This window comes from Spiroplasma endosymbiont of Melieria omissa (assembly GCF_964031175.1).
In the GTDB taxonomy this organism is placed as follows: domain Bacteria; phylum Bacillota_I; class Bacilli_A; order Mycoplasmatales; family VBWQ01; genus Spiroplasma_E; species Spiroplasma_E ixodetis_A.
In genome coordinates this window covers 224039-248023 of record NZ_OZ035012.1, presented here as the reverse complement: position 1 = coordinate 248023, position 23985 = coordinate 224039, and the positions used below count along the sequence as shown (strand labels likewise).

30 protein-coding genes and 2 pseudogenes are annotated in these 23985 nt (G+C 24.5%); 7 read left to right on the top strand and 25 right to left on the bottom strand.

Annotation, left to right across the window (positions count from 1 at the left end):
• The first annotated feature begins 7 nt into the window (after nucleotides 1-7).
• Nucleotides 8-568, top strand: coding sequence for a hypothetical protein (locus tag ACQH26_RS01590; protein ID WP_425382652.1), 561 nt, complete (start codon nucleotides 8-10; stop codon nucleotides 566-568).
• A 264-nt stretch (nucleotides 569-832) separates the two neighbouring features.
• Nucleotides 833-1858, top strand: a complete 1026-nt coding sequence (locus ACQH26_RS01585) for a TIR domain-containing protein (protein WP_425382651.1) — start codon at nucleotides 833-835, stop codon at nucleotides 1856-1858.
• A gap of 71 nt (nucleotides 1859-1929) precedes the next feature.
• Here ACQH26_RS01585 and rpoC read toward each other — a convergent pair whose 3' ends face one another.
• The 6 genes from rpoC to ACQH26_RS01555 form a co-directional block, all read right to left on the bottom strand.
• On the bottom strand, nucleotides 1930-5682 hold the full coding sequence (gene rpoC / locus ACQH26_RS01580) for a DNA-directed RNA polymerase subunit beta' (RefSeq protein ID WP_425383061.1): 3753 nt from the start codon (nucleotides 5680-5682) through the stop codon (nucleotides 1930-1932).
• Nucleotides 5683-5706: 24 nt separating this feature from the next.
• Nucleotides 5707-9417 carry a DNA-directed RNA polymerase subunit beta gene (locus ACQH26_RS01575; protein WP_425382650.1) on the bottom strand — a complete coding sequence of 1237 codons (3711 nt, stop codon included), beginning with the start codon at nucleotides 9415-9417 and terminating at the stop codon, nucleotides 5707-5709.
• Nucleotides 9418-9599: 182 nt separating this feature from the next.
• Nucleotides 9600-9980: a 50S ribosomal protein L7/L12 gene (gene rplL / locus ACQH26_RS01570; protein WP_425382649.1), complete on the bottom strand. Its 381-nt coding sequence runs from the start codon at nucleotides 9978-9980 to the stop codon at nucleotides 9600-9602.
• A 41-nt stretch (nucleotides 9981-10021) separates the two neighbouring features.
• Nucleotides 10022-10513: a 50S ribosomal protein L10 gene (gene rplJ, locus ACQH26_RS01565; protein WP_425382648.1), complete on the bottom strand. Its 492-nt coding sequence runs from the start codon at nucleotides 10511-10513 to the stop codon at nucleotides 10022-10024.
• Nucleotides 10514-10860: 347 nt separating this feature from the next.
• Complete coding sequence (locus tag ACQH26_RS01560) at nucleotides 10861-11355, bottom strand: transposase family protein (RefSeq protein WP_425382647.1); 495 nt, start codon at nucleotides 11353-11355, stop codon at nucleotides 10861-10863.
• Nucleotides 11356-11359: 4 nt separating this feature from the next.
• Nucleotides 11360-11707 carry a transposase family protein gene (locus ACQH26_RS01555; RefSeq protein ID WP_425381897.1) on the bottom strand — a complete coding sequence of 116 codons (348 nt, stop codon included), beginning with the start codon at nucleotides 11705-11707 and terminating at the stop codon, nucleotides 11360-11362.
• 263 nt (nucleotides 11708-11970) lie between these two features.
• Between ACQH26_RS01555 and ACQH26_RS01550 the strand changes: the two genes are divergently transcribed.
• The 3 genes from ACQH26_RS01550 (at nucleotide 11971) to ACQH26_RS01540 (ending at nucleotide 13940) form a co-directional block, all read left to right on the top strand.
• Nucleotides 11971-12915 (top strand): IS30 family transposase, encoded by a 945-nt coding sequence (locus tag ACQH26_RS01550; RefSeq protein ID WP_425381880.1) that lies wholly within the window; start codon nucleotides 11971-11973, stop codon nucleotides 12913-12915.
• A 136-nt stretch (nucleotides 12916-13051) separates the two neighbouring features.
• Nucleotides 13052-13411: a helix-turn-helix domain-containing protein gene (locus tag ACQH26_RS01545; RefSeq protein ID WP_425381863.1), complete on the top strand. Its 360-nt coding sequence runs from the start codon at nucleotides 13052-13054 to the stop codon at nucleotides 13409-13411.
• Nucleotides 13412-13451: 40 nt separating this feature from the next.
• Nucleotides 13452-13940, top strand: a complete 489-nt coding sequence (locus tag ACQH26_RS01540; RefSeq protein WP_425382141.1) for an IS630 family transposase — start codon at nucleotides 13452-13454, stop codon at nucleotides 13938-13940.
• 98 nt (nucleotides 13941-14038) lie between these two features.
• Here the strand turns inward: ACQH26_RS01540 and ACQH26_RS01535 are convergent.
• The 6 genes and pseudogenes from ACQH26_RS01535 to ACQH26_RS01510 form a co-directional block, all read right to left on the bottom strand.
• A pseudogene (locus tag ACQH26_RS01535) lies at nucleotides 14039-14188 on the bottom strand (IS3 family transposase); the annotation flags it as partial.
• A gap of 16 nt (nucleotides 14189-14204) precedes the next feature.
• Nucleotides 14205-14549, bottom strand: a complete 345-nt coding sequence (locus ACQH26_RS01530) for a DDE-type integrase/transposase/recombinase (RefSeq protein ID WP_425382646.1) — start codon at nucleotides 14547-14549, stop codon at nucleotides 14205-14207.
• A 64-nt stretch (nucleotides 14550-14613) separates the two neighbouring features.
• Nucleotides 14614-15108, bottom strand: a complete 495-nt coding sequence (locus tag ACQH26_RS01525) for a transposase family protein (protein ID WP_425381872.1) — start codon at nucleotides 15106-15108, stop codon at nucleotides 14614-14616.
• A 4-nt stretch (nucleotides 15109-15112) separates the two neighbouring features.
• A complete protein-coding gene (locus ACQH26_RS01520; RefSeq protein WP_425382645.1) occupies nucleotides 15113-15367 on the bottom strand; it encodes a transposase family protein in 255 nt (84 codons plus the stop codon).
• A gap of 9 nt (nucleotides 15368-15376) precedes the next feature.
• Nucleotides 15377-16499, bottom strand: a pseudogene (locus tag ACQH26_RS01515) (IS3 family transposase).
• Nucleotides 16500-16538: 39 nt separating this feature from the next.
• Nucleotides 16539-16685 carry a hypothetical protein gene (locus ACQH26_RS01510; protein WP_425382644.1) on the bottom strand — a complete coding sequence of 49 codons (147 nt, stop codon included), beginning with the start codon at nucleotides 16683-16685 and terminating at the stop codon, nucleotides 16539-16541.
• A 152-nt stretch (nucleotides 16686-16837) separates the two neighbouring features.
• On the opposite strand from ACQH26_RS01510, the gene ACQH26_RS01505 reads away from it, so the two are divergent.
• The gene (locus tag ACQH26_RS01505) at nucleotides 16838-17350 is read left to right on the top strand and encodes an IS3 family transposase (RefSeq protein ID WP_425382643.1); all 513 of its coding nucleotides are present in this window, start codon (nucleotides 16838-16840) and stop codon (nucleotides 17348-17350) included.
• Between the two features lie 117 nt (nucleotides 17351-17467).
• Here ACQH26_RS01505 and ACQH26_RS01500 read toward each other — a convergent pair whose 3' ends face one another.
• The 3 genes from ACQH26_RS01500 to ACQH26_RS01490 form a co-directional block, all read right to left on the bottom strand.
• A complete protein-coding gene (locus ACQH26_RS01500; protein WP_425382642.1) occupies nucleotides 17468-17635 on the bottom strand; it encodes a hypothetical protein in 168 nt (55 codons plus the stop codon).
• 214 nt (nucleotides 17636-17849) lie between these two features.
• Entirely contained in the window at nucleotides 17850-18059 is a 210-nt protein-coding gene (locus ACQH26_RS01495; protein ID WP_425382641.1) for a hypothetical protein, read from the bottom strand.
• A gap of 140 nt (nucleotides 18060-18199) precedes the next feature.
• Entirely contained in the window at nucleotides 18200-18556 is a 357-nt protein-coding gene (locus tag ACQH26_RS01490) for a hypothetical protein (RefSeq protein ID WP_425382640.1), read from the bottom strand.
• A gap of 41 nt (nucleotides 18557-18597) precedes the next feature.
• Between ACQH26_RS01490 and ACQH26_RS01485 the strand changes: the two genes are divergently transcribed.
• On the top strand, nucleotides 18598-18771 hold the full coding sequence (locus ACQH26_RS01485; protein WP_425382639.1) for a hypothetical protein: 174 nt from the start codon (nucleotides 18598-18600) through the stop codon (nucleotides 18769-18771).
• Nucleotides 18772-18932: 161 nt separating this feature from the next.
• Here the strand turns inward: ACQH26_RS01485 and ACQH26_RS01480 are convergent, their stop codons facing one another.
• The 10 genes from ACQH26_RS01480 to ACQH26_RS01435 all read right to left on the bottom strand — a co-directional run bounded on the left by ACQH26_RS01480 (nucleotide 18933) and on the right by ACQH26_RS01435 (nucleotide 23943).
• Nucleotides 18933-19325 (bottom strand): hypothetical protein, encoded by a 393-nt coding sequence (locus ACQH26_RS01480; protein WP_425382638.1) that lies wholly within the window; start codon nucleotides 19323-19325, stop codon nucleotides 18933-18935.
• A 179-nt stretch (nucleotides 19326-19504) separates the two neighbouring features.
• Complete coding sequence (locus tag ACQH26_RS01475) at nucleotides 19505-19993, bottom strand: IS630 family transposase (protein ID WP_425381862.1); 489 nt, start codon at nucleotides 19991-19993, stop codon at nucleotides 19505-19507.
• Between the two features lie 40 nt (nucleotides 19994-20033).
• Nucleotides 20034-20393: a helix-turn-helix domain-containing protein gene (locus ACQH26_RS01470; protein ID WP_425382637.1), complete on the bottom strand. Its 360-nt coding sequence runs from the start codon at nucleotides 20391-20393 to the stop codon at nucleotides 20034-20036.
• Nucleotides 20394-20510: 117 nt separating this feature from the next.
• Nucleotides 20511-20744 (bottom strand): hypothetical protein, encoded by a 234-nt coding sequence (locus ACQH26_RS01465; RefSeq protein WP_425382636.1) that lies wholly within the window; start codon nucleotides 20742-20744, stop codon nucleotides 20511-20513.
• Nucleotides 20745-20805: 61 nt separating this feature from the next.
• Complete coding sequence (locus tag ACQH26_RS01460) at nucleotides 20806-20994, bottom strand: hypothetical protein (RefSeq protein WP_425382635.1); 189 nt, start codon at nucleotides 20992-20994, stop codon at nucleotides 20806-20808.
• 69 nt (nucleotides 20995-21063) lie between these two features.
• Nucleotides 21064-21853, bottom strand: a protein-coding gene (locus ACQH26_RS01455) for an IS5 family transposase (protein ID WP_425382634.1) whose coding sequence is annotated in 2 segments (ribosomal slippage) — nucleotides 21064-21591 and nucleotides 21593-21853 — 789 coding nt in all. Because the reading frame shifts where the segments join, the coding sequence is not laid out codon by codon here.
• A gap of 35 nt (nucleotides 21854-21888) precedes the next feature.
• On the bottom strand, nucleotides 21889-22053 hold the full coding sequence (locus ACQH26_RS01450; RefSeq protein WP_425382633.1) for a hypothetical protein: 165 nt from the start codon (nucleotides 22051-22053) through the stop codon (nucleotides 21889-21891).
• 784 nt (nucleotides 22054-22837) lie between these two features.
• On the bottom strand, nucleotides 22838-23269 hold the full coding sequence (locus ACQH26_RS01445; protein ID WP_425382632.1) for a transposase family protein: 432 nt from the start codon (nucleotides 23267-23269) through the stop codon (nucleotides 22838-22840).
• Between the two features lie 4 nt (nucleotides 23270-23273).
• On the bottom strand, nucleotides 23274-23621 hold the full coding sequence (locus ACQH26_RS01440) for a transposase family protein (RefSeq protein WP_425381897.1): 348 nt from the start codon (nucleotides 23619-23621) through the stop codon (nucleotides 23274-23276).
• Nucleotides 23622-23712: 91 nt separating this feature from the next.
• Complete coding sequence (locus ACQH26_RS01435; RefSeq protein ID WP_425382631.1) at nucleotides 23713-23943, bottom strand: hypothetical protein; 231 nt, start codon at nucleotides 23941-23943, stop codon at nucleotides 23713-23715.
• Nucleotides 23944-23985 lie beyond the last annotated feature (42 nt).

Sequence of the window (23985 nt, the reverse complement as noted above, 5' to 3'; positions counted from 1 at the left end):
TGCTATTATGTTTAACATTTTATGGATAAAACTAAGGAAAAGCAAATTGTTGACTACAACTAAAATATTTAATTGAATAGCTTATATTTCAAGTATTGCTTTACTTATTTTTTTCATATTACTTTTAATGTTTTTACTAATAAAATTTTTATTAAATTATAAACAAAAAAACAAAGTTAAAAGAATACTTTCTTCAAATGATTTTAGTCAAATCATAGGAACGAAAAAAGAATTAAAAATAAAATTAAGAAAATATTTTAAAGAAATATTTATTAGAGATGTTGATATAAATTTATTTAAAAAATTCCTAAAATCAGAAAGTGGAGTTAATAAAAAACCAACAAAAATTGCCTGAAATTTTTTTATAATTTTGACAAGTTCAATATTAGTAAATAAATCCGAAGGAAGAGTTTCTGAAGCAATCAAAAGTATTAAAAATACTTTTGATGAAAGTAAACAAATATTATTAACTTCTGATAAAAATAACTTAGTAACAGATGAAATTTTAAAAGTTATGAATTTAAAAATCAGACCAATCTTAATTGCTAGTAGATCACTAACAAAATAGATACTAATGGTAATTTCATCATTAATGATGAAAATTTAAGCAAAGAAGAAATCGAAGATTTTTGAAAACAAATTGATAAAGTTAGAAAAGATTTAATAGAAAACAAATACTTATATTTTATTTCAATACTTTCACTTTCAACTGCAACTAATGAACAAATCAAAAAATTATTAAACTACACAGATTAAAATATTAAATGTTTAAATAAAATATAAGTAAAAAACAAATTTAAATTTTTAATAATGTTAAAAAAGGAGTTAAACAGTGAGAAAAATTTTTATTTCATATCATCATCTAAGAGAACAAGAAGAAAAAAACCAATTAGCAGAGTTAATTAAAAAGTATGCTAATTATTTAAATATAAAAGACATGTCTGTAGAAATAGGAGATATTGATACCACATGAACAAATCAAAAAATCGCTAAAACTATTAGACAAAATCATTTAAAAGATACAACTATTACTATTCTTATTCTAGGAATACATACAAAATGTAGACAACATATTGACTGAGAAATTGAGGCTTCATTAAATAAATATGGAAGTTTAAATAGAAGAAAGAAGATAAATAGTTTTATAATACTTTTAACTGATGATTTTATTAAAAAAGCAAAAGCAAATTGTAATTTTAATAATACTTGTGATTATTCTTCTTTAATCACCCAAGAAAATGCTGGTCAAAGAATATATGAAGCCGTAATAAATAAACATGCAATTATTGCTACTTATGATGAAATCTTTTCAAATATAATAATTCTTAAAAATTTACTTGATAAAGTTCAATCTAATCATAAAAAAGAAGAAATGTTTTATCAAAATGTTATCAGCCCTAGTTTTTTAAAACCAACTGTTTTAAAAGATAATAATAAAGATACTGTTTTTAATGAAAAAGATAGTAATATTGTAGCACCTTCTAAATCAGAGGAAAAAATAAATAATACAATATTAACTTCAATTCAAGATAGTAAAATTAACAATCAATTACTACAAGAAACTACAACGAACTTTACTAAAGATGATAATAAAAGTAATCTTTTAAGAAAATTATCTTTAAAACATAATAGTAAAGATAGTGGAATTGATAGTGAACTACAAGAAACAAGTATACTGAAAGACGAAAATTTTAAAAGAATACATCTCCATAAAAAAAATAATTCAGAAGAATGTGAAGCAAAAGAAAAATCTGAAAAAACAATGCAAGAGTTTAATAAAAAAATAAAAAAATTTATAAATTCTAGTAAAATTAATTATACACAAGAATGTCCAGAAATATATTTATCCTATCTTTAAAACATACAACTAGTAAAATAAAATATAAATATTTAAAAAGTGAGAATTTTATTCTCACTTTTTATTTTAATTTAGTATTCTTCTTCAAATGAAGAATTACCCATACCTATTAACTTCTCAGTTGGCATTAAACCAGTACCGGCCGGTATCAAGTTTCCTAAAATAACATTTTCCTTTAAACCACGTAAATTATCTTGTTTTGACTTAATAACAGCATTAGTTAATACTCTTGTTGTATCTTGGAAAGAAGCAGCAGCCAAGAATGATTCTGACTCTAATGGTGCTTTTTTAATCCCTAAAATAATTGGATGACCAAAAGCAGGTTTTTTACCAGCAACAATAATTTTGGCATTAACATTCTTAAATTCTTTGATATCAACAATCGCTCCAGGCAATAATGGTGAATCATTACCTTCAACTACAAAAATACGATTCAACATTTGTTTTACAATAATTTCAATATACTTATCAGAAATTTCAATTCCTTGTAAACGATAAACACGTTGTACTTCTTTTAAAATATATTGTTGAACTTCAATGATTCCTGCTACTTCTAGTAATTGTGTAATATTAATTGCACCTTCAGTTAGTTTTTGGCCAATCTTAACATTATCACCAATTTTAATTCTTACCTGCGCATTATATTGAGTTTTGTATTCTTTATAGTCAAGTTTTGACTTTACAGTAATTGTATAAATTCCTTGCTCTTCACGAATATCTGTTACTTTACCATCAAACTCACTAATAATAGCAACAGCACCTTTGGGATTAGTAATATCTAATAATTCTTTAATTCTTGGTAATCCTTGGGTAATATCACTACTACCAGCAACTCCTCCAGTATGGAAAGTTCTCATAGTTAGTTGAGTTCCTGGTTCACCAATTGATTGCGCTGCAATAATTCCAACTGCTTCACCAATAGCAACAATAGAACCTGTTGTTAAATTAATACCATAACATTTTTGACAAACACCATAACTTGCTTCACAAGTTAAAACTGAACGAATATTTATTTTCGTAATTTTTGCCTCTAATATTGTTTCTACTAATTTTTCAGTAATTAATTCATTATTTGCAACAATTACATTATTTTTACTATCAACAACATCACCTTGAACAAAACGTCCAAATAAACGGTCACGTAAGGGCACAATAATATTATTACGTTTTTGGTCAACAACGTCACTAATTATAAAGCCATTACCGGTATTACAATCTTCTTCAGTAACAATAATATCTTGTGAAACGTCAACTAGTCTTCTTGTTAAATAACCTGAGTCAGAAGTTTTAAGCGCCATATCTGCCATTCCTTTACGAGCACCATGGGTAGAAATAAAGAACTCTGAAACATTTAATCCTTCACGGAATGAAGATTTAATTGGTAATTCAATAACTTCTCCTTTTGGATTATTCATTAAACCACGCATCCCTACTAATTGAGTAAAGTTACTAATATTAGTTCTAGCACCTGAATCTCACATCATAAAGATTGGATTTTCAATATCTTTTCTTAAAACTGTTTCTAGTTCAACTTGAATATTATTTTTAATACCACTTCATTTATTAATAATATGGTAATGACGCTCACGATTAGTTAACATACCTTGTTTATAAAACTTGTTAATTGTTTTAACATATTCATCTGCTTCTTTAAATAATCTTGTTTTACCTGAATAAGATACAACATCGCCTGCAGAAATTGTTGTTCCTGAAATTGTTGAAAATTTAAAACCAAGATTTTTCATTTTATCTAACATTTGTGCAGTTAATTGAGTTCCAAAAGTTTTAAAATATTTATGAATAATATCTGCTAAAGCTTTTTTCTTAAATGGTTCAACAATAACTCTTTTTTTAATAAATTCACGAAAATCAACATCAGTTGCAACTAAATCTTCATTATGAGTTTCAGTTAAATTAATAATATTTGGGCGATTAATAAATGGCATTCTTTCTGAAAACATTTGATTAAAAATAATCTTACCAATAGTAGTAATTAAAAATTTGTTTTGATCGGTAGCAGCAAATTTACTTGCACCTAAACTAGCAACACGAATTCCAATAATAGCATGTAATGAAACTTGTTTTGTATCATAAGCTTTAATTGCTTCATTAACATCTTTAAAAATTGAACCTTGACCTAATTCATCTAATTTTTCAATAGTTAAATAATAATTACCAAGAACCATATCTTGAGTTGGCGTAACAATTGGTTTACCATCTTTAGGACTTAAAATATTTTTTGAACCTAACATTAAACTTCTTGCTTCAGCTACTGCTTCTTGAGTAATTGGCACGTGAACAGCCATTTGGTCACCATCAAAGTCAGCATTAAAAGCAGGAGTTACTAGTGGATGTAAACGAATAGCTTTCCCTTTAACTAGAATTGGTTCAAATGCTTGAATTCCTAAACGGTGTAAAGTTGGGGCACGGTTTAATAAAACAGGACGATCTTTAATTACTTCTTCTAAAACATCTCAAATTCGTTCATCTTGGATTTCAATTAATTTTTCAGCAATTTTAATATTTAAAGCTAATTCTTGATGAACTAATCTTTGCACAACAAAAGGTTTGAACAAAATAATTGCCATATCACGAGGAATACCACATTGATACATTTTTAATTCCGGACCAACAGCAATAACACTTCGACCTGAATAATCAACACGCTTACCTAATAAGTTTTGACGGAAACGTCCTTGTTTTCCTTTTAATGTTGAAGTTAAAGATTTTAATGGACGTTTATCTCTTCCTGTTACTGGACGTGCTTTACGTTCATTATCAAATAAAGCATCAACTGATTCTTGCAACATTCTTTTTTCATTATTAATAATTAAGATTGGTGCTCCCATTTGTTTTACTTTTTTTAAGCGTTCATTACGAATAATAATTCTTCGATATAAATCATTAATTTCTGATGTTGTAAAACGACCACCATCTAACTGAATAATTGGACGAATATCAGGTGGAATCACCGGAATAGCGTGTAATACCATTCATTCTGGTTTATTTCCTGATTTAGCAAATGAATCAATAACATCTAAACGACGTTCTAGTTTTCTACGATCAGTTTGTGATTTCTTGTTTGTCAATTGTTTTTTAATGGCAAGAAATTCTTTTTCTAAATTAATATTTTTTAATAAATACTCAATAGCTGAAGCACCAATTCCAAATTTTGTTCCAGTATGTTTAGTAATAAATTGAGCACATTCATCCATTGAAAATGGACGTGAAGTATCTGCTAAAGTATCAGTTAACATTTGAGCACGAGTATAAGCAAAAGAAGAAGGTTCTAATTGTTCTAAAATTTGTGCAAATACTTTACGTAAACGATTACGAGTATCAGTTGAAGATTTAGCATTACCTAAATCCATAATCATTTTTTGTTTTAAACCTTTAGCGGTCCCTGGATCTAAAACAATATAAGAAACAAAATATGCTACTTCTTCTAAGTCTTTAGCTTTCATATCTAATGCTAACGCAATTCTTGAAGGAGAAGCCTTTAACATTCAAATATGAGTTACTGGCTCTTCTAACTCAATGTGTCCTAAACGTTCACGTCGAACAATTGCTTCAGTAATTTCTACTAAACAACGTTCACAAACTTTACCTTTATTTTTTATTTTCTTATATTTACCACAAGTACATTCATAATTTTTAGTTGGTCCAAATATTCGTGCATCAAATAATCCATCTTTTTCAGGTTTTAATGACTTATAATTAATTGTTTCTGGCTTTGTAATTTCTCCATGTGATCATGAGCGAATTTGATCGGGAGAAGCAAGAGAAATTTTAAGGGCAGTATAATGTTTTGAATTTTTTTGCATTTGCATATATTTATTACTCCTTTTCTAATCCTCAAGATAACTTTCGACTTCTTCATCGTAAGTTACCACTTTTTGTTCTTGACCTTTTTCGTCAATTAACACAATATTTATTCCTAAACCTTGTAGTTCTTTTGTTAAAACATTAAATGATTCAGGGATACCTGGCGTTGGAATCTGTTTATTACGTAGAATCGCTTCATAAGTTTTAATTCTACCTTTAATATCATCAGATTTAATAGTTAGGATTTCTTGTAAAGTATGAGCAGCACCATAAGCTTCTAATGCTCAAACTTCCATTTCTCCAAATCTTTGTCCACCATTTTGTGCCTTACCACCTAATGGTTGTTGAGTAATTAATGAATATGGACCCACATTACGAGCATGTAATTTATCATCTACCATATGTGATAGTTTTAGCATATACATAACACCAACAGAAATTTTCTTGGCAAACTTTTCACCAGTTAAACCATCATATAATGTTAATTTATCAAAATCATTATATTTTGCTTCTTTCATAATATCTAACAAGTCTTGATTTTTTGCACCATCAAAAACAGGGGTTGCTACTTTAATTCCTAAAGTTTTAGCAGCCATTCCTAAGTGTAATTCAAGAATTTGTCCAATATTCATCCGTGATGGTACTCCTAATGGATTTAACATAATATCAACCGGTGTTCCATCTTCTAGGAAAGGCATATCTTCAATTGGTAAGACTTTAGAAATAACACCTTTATTTCCGTGTCTTCCAGCCATTTTATCTCCTTCTCGGATTTTACGTTTTTGTACAATAAATACTTTAACTACTTCTTCTACTTCTGAAGGTAAGTCAAAACCATCTTCACGTTTATAACGTTTAATACCTTGAACAATTCCAGCACCACCATTAGGTACTCGTAATGAATTATCTTTAACATTACGTGATTTTTCACCAAAAATAGCTGCTAATAATTTTTCTTCAGCAGTTGATTGTGTTTGACCTTTTGGTGTAACTTTACCAACAAGAATATCTCCTTCTTTAACTTCAGTTCCAATTAAAACAATTCCTTCATCATCAAGATAACGTCTTGATTGTTCAGAAGTATTAGGGATTTCACGTGTAATTTCTTCTTTACCTTGTTTTGTTTTTCGACATTCTAAATTATATTCTTCAATATGCATTGAAGTATAAACATCATCTTTTACTAAACGTTCACTAATAATAATAGCATCTTCATAGTTATAACCATGTCAAGTCATGAAAGCAATAATTACATTTTGTCCTAATGCAAGTTCGCCATCTTTCATCGAAGGTCCATCTGCTAAAATTTGATTAACTTCAACTTTATCACCAACTTTTACTAATGGCACATGAGTTACTGCTGTTCCTTGATTACTACGTTCAAAACGACTTAACTCATAAGTTGTTATTTCATCTTCTGATTTAATAATAATTTCATGAGAATCAACATATTGTACAACTCCCGGTAAATTAGCAACAATAGCTAATCCTGAGTCACGAGCAACAGCATACTCAACACCCGTACCAACAATTGGTGTTTGGGGTTTTAATAATGGAATTGCTTGACGTTGCATATTAGCTCCCATTAAAGCACGGTTAGCATCATCATTTTCTAAAAAGGGAATACAACTTGTAGCTATTGACACAATTTGTTTTGGTGAAACATCAATATATTCAACTTCGTTTGGTCCAACAATAATATTTTGACCATTACTACGAGCAATAACATTATTATTTTTAATAACATTATTAGTATCTAATTCAATATTAGCTTGTGCAATGATATAATTCTTTTCTTCACCGGCAGTTAAATATTTAATTTCATTAGTAATTTTACCTGCAATTACTTGACGGTAAGGTGTTTCAATAAAACCGTATTCATTAATACGAGCATAAGTGGCTAAATTATTGATTAAACCAATATTAGGTCCTTCAGGAGTTTCAATTGGACAAATTCTTCCATAGTGAGAATAGTGAACATCACGAACTTCTAAACTAGCACGATCACGTGATAATCCACCAGGTCCTAAAGCAGTTAAACGTCTTTTATTAGCCAATTCTGCTAATGGATTAGTTTGATCCATAAATTGTGATAATTGTGATAAGTTAAAAAACTCACCAATAACAGCTGTTAATGGTTTATTATTTGTAATATTTGCTGGTTTCATTTTATCACTATCAGTAGTTGACATTTTTTCTTTAACGTTTTTTTCAATACGTCCCATTCCGATACGAAATTGGTTTTGTAGTAATTCACCAATTGTACGAATACGACGATTTGCTAAGTGATCAATATCATCAGCATTACCAATACCATGAACAAAATTTAAAATATAAGAAAGGGTTGCTAAAATATCAGCAATAGTAATAATTACTTCTTTACATTTAGGATTAATTCCAACGACATTAATAACTTCATTTAATCTTTCTTTATCATTATAAACTTTAATTAACTGCACATAATGTTTTGGTTCACTATCACTGATTGATGTTTTTAAAGGTACTAAACATGCTCCTTCTTCTAATACTGTTTTTAGAATTTCTAATTGTGATTTACCAATTACTGTTTTTTTGGATAAAACAACATTACCTCTAATATCTTTAATATCTTCAGCTAGAGTGTAATTTAAAACACGATCTGTAATAGCTAATTTTTGAATTAGCTTATATCTTCCTGCTTTTGTTAAATCATATTTTTTTGAATCAAATAATAATCCAGTTAAAAATTTTCCAGCACCATCAACACTGGCAGTTTCTCCGGCTTTAATTTTTTTATAAATTTCTTGTACTGCTGCTGGTCAATTTTGATGTTCATCATGTTCATAAGTATTTAATAAAACATCATCTTTACCAATGATATTAATAACATCATCTTTAGTTAATCCTAAGGCAGTAAGTAAAGTGGTTACTGCAATTTTACGTGATTTTTCAATTTTAACTTGAATAATATCTTTAATTGCATTTTTATTACGAACTAATTTATTACGTTTAGAATCAGTTTCAAATTCTAGTCAAGTTCCACGTGATGGAATTAAATCACCTAAAAATTTATATAATCCGGTTTTTGGATCAATTTCAATTTTAAAATATGCACCTGGTGAACGAACTAATTGTGAAACAACAACCTTTTCACTTCCATTAATAATAAATGTTCCTTTTTGTGTCATTAATGGAAAATCACCTAAAAATACATCTCCTTCACGAGTTAATGTATAATCAACAATTAAAACATCTTCTTCTCTACTTTTAATAGTAACTTCAATAGTTGAAAATTCACTATTAGCATGAACATTTTTTTCTTCAAAATAATATATATTATCGCTAACTTTTGGTTCATTAATGTTTTTAATACCAAATTGGTCTTTAATTCAACGCATTAAATAATCTAAAATATTATCTTTAGCAGCAATAGTTAAATGACGATTATTTTCATGAATTGATAAAGATAATTTTGTATAGATTGGTGCTTCATAAGTTTTTGACTCATCTTTTGCTTCTTTTAATGTTCTTCTTGGTTTACGAAATTCTCAATCAATCAATGATAAAATAATACGATTATCATTATCAGTTACCGGAAATATTTCATTAAATACTTCTTGTATTCCTGTATCAATAAATCATTTATAAGTATCACGTTGAATTGAAATTAAATCAGGAAGATCTAAATTTCCTGATACTTTAGTATAGTCACGTCTTTTAGCATAATGACCAAATTGTTTTGTAGTATATGACATTGGTTCATCTCCAATTTTAAAAATTTATTAAAATCAAATAATTTGATTTCAGTTAATTAGTATTAATTTACTAATTAGTTTGATAAAATATTAAGTTTTAAGTTGATAATTTTTAGTTAAATAACAAACAGAAAACCAGTATTAATTAAAACTGGTTTTCATATAAATTTTTAATATTTGAACTACTTAACTTCAACAATAGCACCAACGGCTTTTAACGTTGCTTCGTGTTCTGTTGCTTTTGCTGTATCAATATTTTCTAAAATCTTTTGTGGTCCTGTTGCTACTGCATCAACCATTTTTTTAGCGTCCATTAAAGACATTGTACCACCAACAATTGCTTTAACTGCTTTAATAACATCAACTTTTTTGTCTCCTACTTCTTTTAAGATTACAGAAACTGTTGATCGTTTTGTTGCTTCTTCTTTAGCTGCTGCTGGTGCAGAAGCAACTGCTGCAGTTACTCCAAAAGTTGTTTCAATTAATTCAACTAATTCTTTTAATTGAACTGCTGTCATTGTTTTAACATGTTCAATAATTTGTTTATTTGTAATATTTTCCATTATTTTTTCCTCCATATATTTTTTTATTTAATAAGTGTTAATTATGCGTTTTCTTTTTGTTGGGCTACTGCTTTAATTGCTAAAGCCAAATTGCGAACTGGCGCTTGTAAACAAGAAGCTAACATTGAAATTAATTCTAATTTTGATGGTAATGAAGCTATTTTTTGTAACTCACTTTGGTCAATAACTTTCCCTTCAAAAATGCCACCTCTTAATACTAATAATTTATTAATTTTAGCATAATTAGAAACTATTTTAGCTGTTTCTAAGTCGTTTTCAAATCCAAAGATAAAACCATTTGGGCCAACTAAACTATTTTCAAGCGATGAATATTCTTTTTTTAAAGCACGAGCAACTAAATTATTCTTATAAATAGTGAATGTTGCACCTTTAACTCTTAATTCCTTACGTAAAGAACTAATTTCTTCAACATTCATACCTTGATATTGTACAACAATTGTTGTTTTTGAATCATTAATTTGCTTAGCAATTAAATCAATAGTTTTTTGTTTTTCAACCATTGCTGGGCGCATAAGTACACCTCCTTATTATTCTGAAATAACTAGCAATAAGTAGTAAATAAAACTCGGAGCAAAACCGAGTAAATCACATGCATATATAATGATGGAAATTACCTGAGCAACATAATTAAGACAAAAGTCCGTTGCTGTCTTTGGCTTATTCTAGTTTGTATATTATATGATATATATATATTAAAATCAAGAAAAATTTACAAAAGATTAAATAAATAATTTTTATTATACTATATCTTTTATATTTTACTATTTTTATAATGTTAAAACTAATAAATTGAAAAAAATTAATACTAGTTTTAATTTTGTCATATTTACTTTTTTAAATTAAGCTTTAATTATTAGACTTACTGCATAACGTTTTTAAGTTTTAATGATAAATTATAAAATCCTGCAATTAAATTAAATCTTAAAAATATTCGTTTTTTACCTTTTCTAAATTTATAACCAATAATTTTAAAACATTTTAAAAATGCAAAAACATGTTCAATTTTTCTGCGAGTTTTATTAATAATCTTATTAAAAATTTTAATTTTACTTGTTTTAGGATTATTTTTACTAGTTTTAATGGGTAAAAATGTATTACTATGAATTTTTTGTAAACCTTGATAACCTTTATCTGCAAGAATTACAGTTTCTGACAAAAATTCTAACTTTGAATTTTTAAAAGTTTTAAAATCATGATTTTTACCAGTATCAGGAAAAATATTTAAAATTTCATTAGTATGTGCATTAATTATGGTTTGAAACTTAACAGTATGCATTCATTTTTTGCCAGAAAATCAATCTTTTTGATTATATTTTGGTCGTTCTGTTTCTACTTCTGTTACATCAATTATCAAAATTTTATTTTTGAATTCTTCTTTTTAAAAAAATATTTTTATTTGTTAAATTATTAAACTTATTATTATTTATTAAAATGTCTTCAATTGAACGAATATTTCGTAAAGCAGTAGTATCAACCATATCATACTCAGCACCAATACTATGATATGTACGATTTTCATATAAATATCTTAAAGTCATTACTAGTCTATCTTCTATTGACATTTTATATGGCCTTCCACCAGTGGTATTTTTTAGATTTTGATGATCTAATAAAATATTTAAAATTTCATTAAAAACTAGTTTATTAATACCAACTATTTTACGAAAATATTGATCCGGTTTATCTTTTAATTCAAAATATGTCATAAAATTTATCCTTAACTATTCAAATTTTATTTTAATAATAACAAAAAAATGAAAAGTTAACTAGTTATGCAGTAAGTCTATTATTTTATTAAATATATTTTTTACCTATCAAATTAACTATTATTATTAATAATAAAATCACTCTTTTAGGAGAGTGATCAAAATTAACTTTAAATTACCTGAATTGCAAAATTAAAAAGGACACTTATATAAAAATTAAATTGTGTTAATTCTATAATTAAGAAAAGAAAGGAATTAACACAATGTATAAGTATCTAACTATTGAATCAATAATAGCAATAAAAGAATATAAAGGTTATCGATTTTCGATTCGTAAAATAGCAAAAATGGTTGATTATAGTAAATCAACAGTACATAGAGTTTGCAGATTATTAAATAAAAACTTATTACCATTAGAAATATTAAATCAATTTAAAAAAAATAAACAAAATGCAGGTAGAAAATTAATAATTTTAAATTTAATAGAAATTAATACTATTAATAATTTGTTAATTACTAAAAATTATGCTCTTGATATAATTGCTAATTTTTTAAAGGAAAATAAAATAAAAAGTATTTCAACAAAAACCTTATATAACATGTTTAAAACAAATCGAATGGGTTTTGATGAAAATAAATTGTTGAGAAAAGGAAAAAATAAATCTCACAAACAAAAAGAAACTAGGGGCAGAATTAATAATTGTAAGTCTATTCATGAAAGAAATTTAATCATTCCTAATATTAAAAATATACAAGAATTTGGTCATTTAGAAGGTGATACTATCATTGGTAAAGATCATAAAAGTTCTATTATTACTTTGGCTGATATATGATCAAAAACCACAATTCCTTTAGCAACTAAAAATAATAAATCAGAAAATATTATGAAAAATATAATAAAATTTATTTCAAAATTACAAAAAGGAACAGTTAAAACCATTACTTTTGATCGTGGCAAAGAATTTAGTAAATGAAGATTAATCGAAAAAATTTGTAATGTCAAAATTTATTTTGCAGATCCTGGTAAACCTTGTCAAAGGGGTTTAAATGAAAATAATAATGGTATTTTAAGAAGATATTTACCAAAATCCATTGATTTATCTAATTTTAATCAAAAATCATTGAATCAAATAGCATTTCAAATTAATTCTACACCAAGAAAATCACTCTCTTATAAAAGACCAATAGATTTAATACAATTATTTTAAAAAAATGTCCCATTTATAGCTAACTAAAGTAATATTTACTCATAAATAATGTAAAATAATAATATGTAATTTAAACAGTTTTTGAATTTAAAAGTACAATTCAGCAATAATTAAAATAGATTAGGAAGATTAAATTATGCCAAAACCATACAGTGAAGACTTACGAAGAAAAGTAATAGAAGCTTATGAAAGTAAAAATATGAAAATTAAAGAAATTTGTAAAGTGTTCAATATCACTAGAAAGACTTTATTTTTATGAAGAAAAAGAAAAAAAGAAACTGGGCATATAAAACCAATTTTGAATTATCAAAAAGGACATAGCCACAAAATAAAGGATTTAGATGAATTAAAAAATTATTTAGCAGAAAATAAAGATGTTACAGTTCAAAAAGTAATTGATAAATTTGGAAATATGACTAAAGAAACAGTTTATAACTATTTTAAAAAACTAAATTATACATATAAAAAAAACTTTTCTATATGAACAAAGAGATAAAAATAAACAAGAAGATTTTTTAAAAGAAATAGCTAAAATAATGAATGAAGATTTAGTATATATTGATGAATCTGGAATTGATGATAATGAATTTTATAAATATGGTTGATCTGAAAAAGGTAAAAGATTATTTGATAATAAACCCGCATATAAAATAAAGAGAATGAGTATAATTGGTTCACTAAATAAAGGTAAATTAAAAGCCTTATGAGCATTTGAAGGACATTGCAATAGTAAAATTTTTGAATCATATGTTAAAAATAAACTAATTCCAGTATTAAAGCGTGGACAAATTATAGTTTTAGATAATGCAACGTTTCATAAATCTAAATTAACACAACAATTAATTGAAAATGCTGGATGCAAACTATTATTTCTTCCGCCATATTCTCCTAATTTAAATCCAATTGAACATTTTTGATTTGCTATAAAACATAATATAAGAAAAATATTACCAAATTATTGACCAAATATTAAAAAAGCGATTGATTTTGTTTTTGAAGATATGAGTAAACATTACTTTAGTTAGCTATATATTTACAATTCAGGTTACATAAAAATTGAATGATGGATTCTTGTGTCCATAGAAGATTGTATATTAGAATGGAATGGCAACACTTTTTAGGACTATTTTTTGGTAGACATTTGTTTTTGATAATTAACTGGAGTTAAGTAGTTTAAAGTGCTGTGGATTCTTATGTTGTTGTATCAATTGATGTAATCAAATAATTCTAATTTTAATTGGATTAATGATCTAAAATTTTTATCATTAATAAATTCAGTTTTGAAAGTTTTAAAAGTTGCTTCAGCAACAGCATTGTCATAAGGACAACCTTTTTTTGCTTAAAGAGCGAGTAATATTGAATGCTAGTAAAAGTTTATCAATAATTTTATTATTAAATTCATTACCACAATCACTATGAAATATTTGAATATCTTTTAAACAGCGATTTGATTGCATAAATGCTTGATGTACTAATAAGGCATCTTTTCTAGTACCTACACTATGTCCAATAATTTCGCGGTTAAATAGGTCAATTAATAAGCAAATATAGTTTCATTTACCATTAACTTGAAGATAAGTTAAATCACTGACAATAACTTCATTTTTAAGCCTATTATTAAAGTTTCTATTCACAAGATTAGTGATTTTTTCATCATTTACTTTGTTATTATGATTTTTGAATGATAATTTAATAGACTTACTGCATAACGTTTTTAAGTTTTAATGATAAATTATAAAATCCTGCAATTAAATTAAATCTTAAAAATATTCGTTTTCTACCTTTTCTAAATTTATAACCAATAATTTTAAAACATTTTAAAAATGCAAAAACATGTTCAATTTTTCTGCGAGTTTTATTAATAATCTTATTAAAAATTTTAATTTTACTTGTTTTAGGATTATTTTTACTAGTTTTAATGGGTAAAAATGTATTACTATGAATTTTTTGTAAACCTTGATAACCTTTATCTGCAAGAATTACAGTTTCTGACAAAAATTCTAACTTTGAATTTTTAAAAGTTTTAAAATCATGATTTTTACCAGTATCAGGAAAAATATTTAAAATTTCATTAGTATGTGCATTAATTATGGTTTGAAACTTAACAGTATGCATTCATTTTTTGCCAGAAAATCAATCTTTTTGATTATATTTTGGTCGTTCTGTTTCTACTTCTGTTACATCAATTATCAAAATTTTATTTTTGAATTCTTCTTTTTAAAAAAATATTTTTATTTGTTAAATTATTAAACTTATTATTATTTATTAAAATGTCTTCAATTGAACGAATATTTCGTAAAGCAGTAGTATCAACCATATCATACTCAGCACCAATACTATGATATGTACGATTTTCATATAAATATCTTAAAGTCATTACTAGTCTATCTTCTATTGACATTTTATATGGCCTTCCACCAGTGGTATTTTTTAGATTTTGGAATGGCAACACTTTTTAGGACTATTTTTTGGTAGACATTTGTTTTTGATAATTAACTGGAGTTAAGTAGTTTAAAGTGCTGTGGATTCTTATGTTGTTGTATCAATTGATGTAATCAAATAATTCTAATTTTAATTGGATTAATGATCTAAAATTTTTATCATTAATAAATTCAGTTTTGAAAGTTTTAAAAGTTGCTTCAGCAACAGCATTGTCATAAGGACAACCTTTTTTGCTTAAAGAGCGAGTAATATTGAATGCTAGTAAAAGTTTATCAATAATTTTATTATTAAATTCATTACCACAATCACTATGAAATATTTGAATATCTTTTAAACAGCGATTTGATTGCATAAATGCTTGATGTACTAATAAGGCATCTTTTCTAGTACCTACAAACTATGTCCAATAATTTCGCGGTTAAATAGGTCAATTAATAAGCAAATATAGTTTCATTTACCATTAACTTGAAGATAAGTTAAATCACTGACAATAACTTCATTTTTAAGCCTATTATTAAAGTTTCTATTCACAAGATTAGTGATTTTTTCATCATTTACTTTGTTATTATGATTTTTGAATGATAATTTAGTGTATTTTGATATTAAATTATGCTTATTCATAATTTCTTTAATTTTTCGTCTTGATAAATAAATTTCTTGGTTTTCTAATATTACTTTTAATCTTCTTGTTCCATAAACACATTTATTTTCTTTAAAAGCACTAATAATAGCTTCATCATAAATATTATTTTGAATTTTATTTTCTTTTTTCTTTAAATTAAAATAATATGTTGATTTAGAAATTTTTAAAAAATGACACATTGTGCGAATTTTATATTTAAACTTATTGTTTGTAATAATTTCTATTTTCTGCCTATTATTAGTGCTGCTTGCTTTAAAATATCATTTTCCATTCGTAATTGTTTTAATTCTTTTCTTAATTTAATTAATTCATTTTCTTCAACAGAACGATTATCTTTAGCTTTAAAACTACCTGAATTAGTAAATTGCTTAATTCAATTATAAGTAGCTGCTCTTGTAACATTATATTCTTTAGCAAGGTAAGATACTGATTTGCCGCTTTGATATAAAGCTACTATTTGTTTTTTAAATTCATCGGTATATGAATTAATATTGGCCATAATTATAGTTCCTTTCTTTCAACTAATTTGTTCACTTGTCTACGTAATTAGTGTCCAATAAAGTGTAACCCATCCATTTTGATGATCTAATAAAATATTTAAAATTTCATTAAAAACTAGTTTATTAATACCAGCTATTTTACGAAAATATTGATCCGGTTTATCTTTTAATTCAAAATATGTCATAAAATTTATCCTTAACTATTCAAATTTTATTTTAATAATAACAAAAAAATGAAAAGTTAACTAGTTATGCAGTAAGTCTAATATCAAAATACACTAAATTATCATTCAAAAATCATAATAACAAAGTAAATGATGAAAAAATCACTAATCTTGTGAATAGAAACTTTAATAATAGGCTTAAAAATGAAGTTATTGTCAGTGATTTAACTTATCTTCAAGTTAATGGTAAATGAAACTATATTTGCTTATTAATTGACCTATTTAACCGCGAAATTATTGGACATAGTGTAGGTACTAGAAAAGATGCCTTATTAGTACATCAAGCATTTATGCAATCAAATCGCTGTTTAAAAGATATTCAAATATTTCATAGTGATTGTGGTAATGAATTTAATAATAAAATTATTGATAAACTTTTACTAGCATTCAATATTACTCGCTCTTTAAGCAAAAAAGGTTGTCCTTATGACAATGCTGTTGTTGCTGAAGCAACTTTTAAAACTTTCAAAACTGAATTTATTAATGATAAAAATTTTAGATCATTAATCCAATTAAAATTAGAATTATTTGATTACATCAATTGATACAACAACATAAGAATCCACAGCACTTTAAACTACTTAACTCCAGTTAATTATCAAAAACAAATGTCTACCAAAAAATAGTCCTAAAAAGTGTTGCCATTCCAAGAATTAATCTCATCTTTACCAAAACCTGTATTAACTGATGTTATATTATTTTTAATTTTTAGTATTGTTTCACTACTTATTAACTCATCTATCTTATTTATTTATTTTATTTTTTCTATTATTTAATTCATCTTTTAAAATAGAAAACTGCGTTGATAATTTAATATCTAATTTTTCATTTTTTAAATTTTCTATTAGTTTATTTATTTTATTTTTTGTTTCTGGTTCTACTTTATTTTTAAACATTTCATTAGTTAACAAAGAGAATTTTTTCTTTATTCATGATGTAACTCTTTTAGTTTTATTTTTAAGCAAAGCAATGAGTTAATAACTATATTTAATTTATAAATATTTATTATATTAAATTTCTAAAACTTTTACATTTTATAAAGTATATGATGTTGATTGAAAATTGGCAACAAAAATTAAAATAAACTTCATTATGAAGTTTATTTTAATTAAAAAGTTTATAACTTTATAATTGATTACTGTTTTTACTGCTAGAACTTTTGCTTTCACTTGCAGAAGATTCACTATTTATTTTTGATTTATTTTGATCAAGTTCAAGAACATGACAAACATTTTGTTTTCTAGCTAAATTATTAATTGCTTTGTTTTTTCTATCAACGTTTTTATCATATGCAGCTATTTCTTCTTTAGTAAAATTTTGATTATTTTTTTTCATAACAATTTTATAGCTCCTTCCTCTTTTTTGAATATTTTTTCTACCTTAAATACTCAATAAAATTATATATTTTTATAAAAAATATACATAGAAAAATTTAATAAAAGTCACTTTTTTAAAAAATAACTATAAAATTAACCTTAACTTGTAGAAGGGCCTAAATGGCTCATTTCTCTAGTACTTGTTCTAGGTTGATTGTCAAGAGCGTTAACTGAACTTATATCAAGAGAACTAGATGAATTTGTAGCAAGTGGAATTGTAACATCTTTTTTAGTTTTAGTTATTACCTCATAATCAATATTCATCACTTTGCCTATTGTTTTATCTTTTCTATCATTTAATAAATCTTTTAAAATTGAAAACTTTGATGATAATTCAATATCTATTTTGTCACTTTTTAAATTTTCTATTAACTTTCTAACATTATTTTTAATGTCTACTTCTTCTTTTGTTTTAGCAATTTTTTTATTAATATTAAAAATTTTTATTTTACCCATTCATGAAAAAAAACTTTTTTTTCATTCATAATTCAACTTTTTTGGTTTTTTCTGATGCAAGAGTTCATATTCCTTTATTAACAATTCAAGCAAGACCAATTCCAATTATTGATAATAAAGTTTTTTCTCATAATATTGTTGATATAATAGGAACTAATGCTGGTACAGCAACAGGTATCGCTAAAAGTGTAAGAACCTGTTTAGGATCTTTTTAATAGAATTTAACTAAAACAAGAAATAATCATTTATAAATAGGTACTTAACCAATAATTTATTTTCTTTTTCATTTTTTTGTTAAAAAGATTTTATCATTTGAAAACTTATCGACTAAAAATCTATTTTTTATTATAAAATAACCATTATAATATAAATTTTATTAAAAATTAATCAAAAAAGATCCTAAACAGGTTCTAATACTTAATAAAGTAAGGGAAATACACAATATTCATTCTGATTTTAAAATTTTACTTTTTTTTGTTTCTAAATCTAAAAGAAATTCTTTAATTGGTTTTTTAGAAAAAGTTACATTATGTTTATTATCTGAAATTTTTTCAAATAATAAATGATCATTTTTATATTCATTAACATCATTATATTTTTTTATTTGCGTTCAAACTTGAAGTTGATCATCATGACCACTTTCAAAATATATTACTTCTTCAGTGATTGATCCATCATTATGAACTAAAGTTGTTAATAACCATTTTTTATTTTGTGCTTCTTCTCTGAATTTTTTAACTAATATAGAATCACATTTCATTCTTGGCATAAATTCTTCATTTTTAATTTTTTTAAAGTCAGAAGTTTTATTGAAAGAAGCAGAATTAGCAATTAATTCTTTAACTCCTTTTGTGTTAATAATTTTTGATTCATTTAAATCTTTTTCAATTTCAGTTTCAAGTTTGGTTATATTATCTTTTAATGCCTTTATATAATTATCATTTATAGCTAACTAAAGTAATGTTTACTCATATCTTGAAAAACAAAATCAATCGCTTTTTTAATATTTGGTCAATAATTTGGTAATATTTTTCTTATATTATGTTTTATAGCAAATCAAAAATGTTCAATTGGATTTAAATTAGGAGAATATGGCGGAAGAAATAATAGTTTGCATCCAGCATTTTCAATTAATTGTTGTGTTAATTTAGATTTATGAAACGTTGCATTATCTAAAACTATAATTTGTCCACGCTTTAATACTGGAATTAGTTTATTTTTAACATATGATTCAAAAATTTTACTATTGCAATGTCCTTCAAATGCTCATAAGGCTTTTAATTTACCTTTATTTAGTGAACCAATTATACTCATTCTCTTTATTTTATATGCGGGTTTATTATCAAATAATCTTTTACCTTTTTCAGATCAACCATATTTATAAAATTCATTATCATCAATTCCAGATTCATCAATATATACTAAATCTTCATTCATTATTTTAGCTATTTCTTTTAAAAAATCTTCTTGTTTATTTTTATCTCTTTGTTCATATAGAAAAGTTTTTTTTATATGTATAATTTAGTTTTTTAAAATAGTTATAAACTGTTTCTTTAGTCATATTTCCAAATTTATCAATTACTTTTTGAACTGTAACATCTTTATTTTCTGCTAAATAATTTTTTAATTCATCTAAATACTTTATTTTGTGGCTATGTCCTTTTTGATAATTCAAAATTGGTTTTATATGCCCAGTTTCTTTTTTTCTTTTTCTTCATAAAAATAAAGTCTTTCTAGTGATATTGAACACTTTACAAATTTCTTTAATTTTCATATTTTTACTTTCATAAGCTTCTATTACTTTTCTTCGTAAGTCTTCACTGTATGGTTTTGGCATAATTTAATCTTCCTAATCTATTTTAATTATTGCTGAATTGTACTTTTAAATTCAAAAACTGTTTAAATTACATATTATTATTTTACATTATTTATGAGTAAACATTACTTTAGTTAGCTATATAATTCTATATTCTAAATTTTTTTCATTATCTTTAATTAATTTTTTTAATTGTTTTTTGTTTTCTTTTATTTTATATTTAATTTCAACATATTCTCTAACTTTATTAATACGCATTTCTTCAGACATACTAGTACTAGATATATCCTTATTTATTTTTTCTAAATTTTTGTGAGCATTTTCAAGTTCATTTCTTATTTTTTCAATAGTAGCATTATTGTTTTCAATCAAAGAATCTATTCTAATTTTTCTTTCCTCTTTTTCAAATCTTAACTTTTTAATTAATTAATTTTTATTTATTTTGTTTATTAAGTATTGCCTTATTACCTAAAATTGTGACACAATTATACATATATTTTTTACTAATACTTGAATCACCATCAATATTATGTAATGAATCTTCACTATTAAGTTCTTCGAAAACATCAAAAAATTCTTCATCACTATCATCATTTAATGAATCATCATCAGACTCTTCCAAACCTTCCTCACCATCAAAAGTTGGATTTGGACTATCATTTTTTATTTTATTTTCAATCTTAGAACCTGTTTAGAATCTTTTTAATAAAACTGAAATAAAGGAAAGAACAACCATTTGTAAACTAGTATTTAGTTTTTTTTCACAATTTTTTCATAATCTTCTGTATTTTTCTAATCAAGCAAAGCTTCGTTCTACAATTCATCTTTTTGGTAATACTACAAAAGTATGTAGTTCATTGCGTTTTATAATTTCAACATTTGCATTTATGATTGTTTTGATTTCAGAAGCAAATTTTTCACCAGTATAACCAGCATCTACTATTATTTTTTGAACTGCAGAAAGATTTTCTTTTTCATTTTCAATCATTATTATAGCGCTATTACGATCTGTTTTTTCTGCTGTGGTTATGTAAATTGCATGTGGTAAACCTTGAGAATCAACAATAATATGACGCTTTATTCCTGAAATCTTTTTACCAGCATCATAACCTTTATTTTCAGTAGTATCTGTATTTTTAACACTTTGCGAATCAATTATACAAAAACTAGTTTGTTCTTTGCGATTATTGTTGATACGAACTTTTTTAACCAATTTTTTTTAAAATTAATTGCCATAAACTAGCTTCTTTACCGTTATTTTTACTTCAAATTTGAAAATAATAATATACAGTTTGTCATTTTGGAAAATTTTTTGGTAGCATTCTTCATTGACAACCACTTTTTAATACATATAAAATTGCACAAAATACTTCATATAAATCTAAACTTCTTGGTTTTGTTTTCTTTTTGCTATTTTCTAAAATTGTTTTTATGTTCTCAAATTGTTCTTTGGTGACATGACTTGGATAATTTTTATGCATAATATATACCTCTGATTTTAAAATATATAATCATTTTACATTATTTTCGAAAAGATTCTAAACAGGTTCTTAGAAAGATTTATTGTAAAGCCACCATGTCTTTCTTTTATACGAGCATCACTTTGAGCAAAAATATTTTCTGGATTATTTTCCATTATTCGCTGAAATGTTGTCGATTTTCTTTTATCATTATCACGCATTTTATACACCTTCTTAGAACCTGTTTAGGATCTTTTTAATAGAATTTAACTAAAACAAGAAATAATCATTTATAAATAGGTACTTAACCAATAATTTATTTTCTTTTTCATTTTTTTGTTAAAAAGATTTTATCATTTGAAAACTTATCGACTAAAAATCTATTTTTTATTATAAAATAACCATTATAATATAAATTTTATTAAAAATTAATCAAAAAAGATCCTAAACAGGTTCTTAGTAAAATAAAACCCATTTACTTACAAACAAAGCAATGGGTTAAAAAACTATATTTAGTTTTACACTTATTTTTTACCAAATTTTAGAAATTTTTACAATATTTTTTTATTTTCATATTATATAAATAATTTAAATATTATTAAATTTTGAGGTATATAATAATTATTTAAAATAAAAGAGTTACCAATAATGGTAACTCCTATTCACTGTTAGGTGCCAACCGCAATGAATATTTACTTACCCTTAACTAAGTAAGTATTTTTATTATACTACTAAAATAAAGTTTTTTTAGTTTTATTTACTAAAAAAAATTAAAAAGGTTTTAATTTTATATATTTTTGATATTTATAATTAACTATTAATATACAACTATATGCTTAATTAGTATTTAATTATTTATTTTTTGTAATTAAAAATATTATTTAAAACAACATTCTGAGTTACATAAAATTTCTTGAATAATTGATAAAAAACTATATTAGACTTACTGCATAACGTTTTTAAGTTTTAATGATAAATTATAAAATCCTGCAATTAAATTAAATCTTAAAAATATTCGTTTTCTACCTTTTCTAAATTTATAACCAATAATTTTAAAACTTTTAAAAATGCAAAAACATGTTCAATTTTTCTGCGAGTTTTATTAATAATCTTATTAAAAATTTTAATTTTACTTGTTTTAGGATTATTTTTACTAGTTTTAATGGGTAAAAATGTATTACTATGAATTTTTTGTAAACCTTGATAACCTTTATCTGCAAGAATTACAGTTTCTGACAAAAATTCTAACTTTGAATTTTTAAAAGTTTTAAAATCATGATTTTTACCAGTATCAGGAAAAATATTTAAAATTTCATTAGTATGTGCATTAATTATGGTTTGAAACTTAACAGTATGCATTCATTTTTTGCCAGAAAATCAATCTTTTTGATTATATTTTGGTCGTTCTGTTTCTACTTCTGTTACATCAATTATCAAAATTTTATTTTTGAATTCTTCTTTTTAAAAAAATATTTTTATTTGTTAAATTATTAAACTTATTATTATTTATTAAAATGTCTTCAATTGAACGAATATTTCGTAAAGCAGTAGTATCAACCATATCATACTCAGCACCAATACTATGATATGTACGATTTTCATATAAATATCTTAAAGTCATTACTAGTCTATCTTCTATTGACATTTTATATGGCCTTCCACCAGTGGTATTTTTTAGATTTTGATGATCTAATAAAATATTTAAAATTTCATTAAAAACTAGTTTATTAATACCAACTATTTTACGAAAATATTGATCCGGTTTATCTTTTAATTCAAAATATGTCATAAAATTTATCCTTAACTATTCAAATTTTATTTTAATAATAACAAAAAAATGAAAAGTTAACTAGTTATGCAGTAAGTCTATTCTTTAATTTTTAATAAAAAAAATGAAAATCTTTAAAAATATTTTCATAACTAAAAAGATCTTCAGAATAATGTTCCTTATTATTAACTTCAGTTTTAACTTCTTCAAAAAATATTTTTTTTGATTTTTGTTTTTGTGAAAAAAAACAACAATTTAGTTTATTTTTAAATTTTTTTGGACAATCTTCTATATTTTCTTCAAACAAATTTATTTCTTTGAAGAAATCAAATTTTTTTTTCAATTTTTCGGTTTTAACTTTATTTTGACATTTATCAAGTAATTT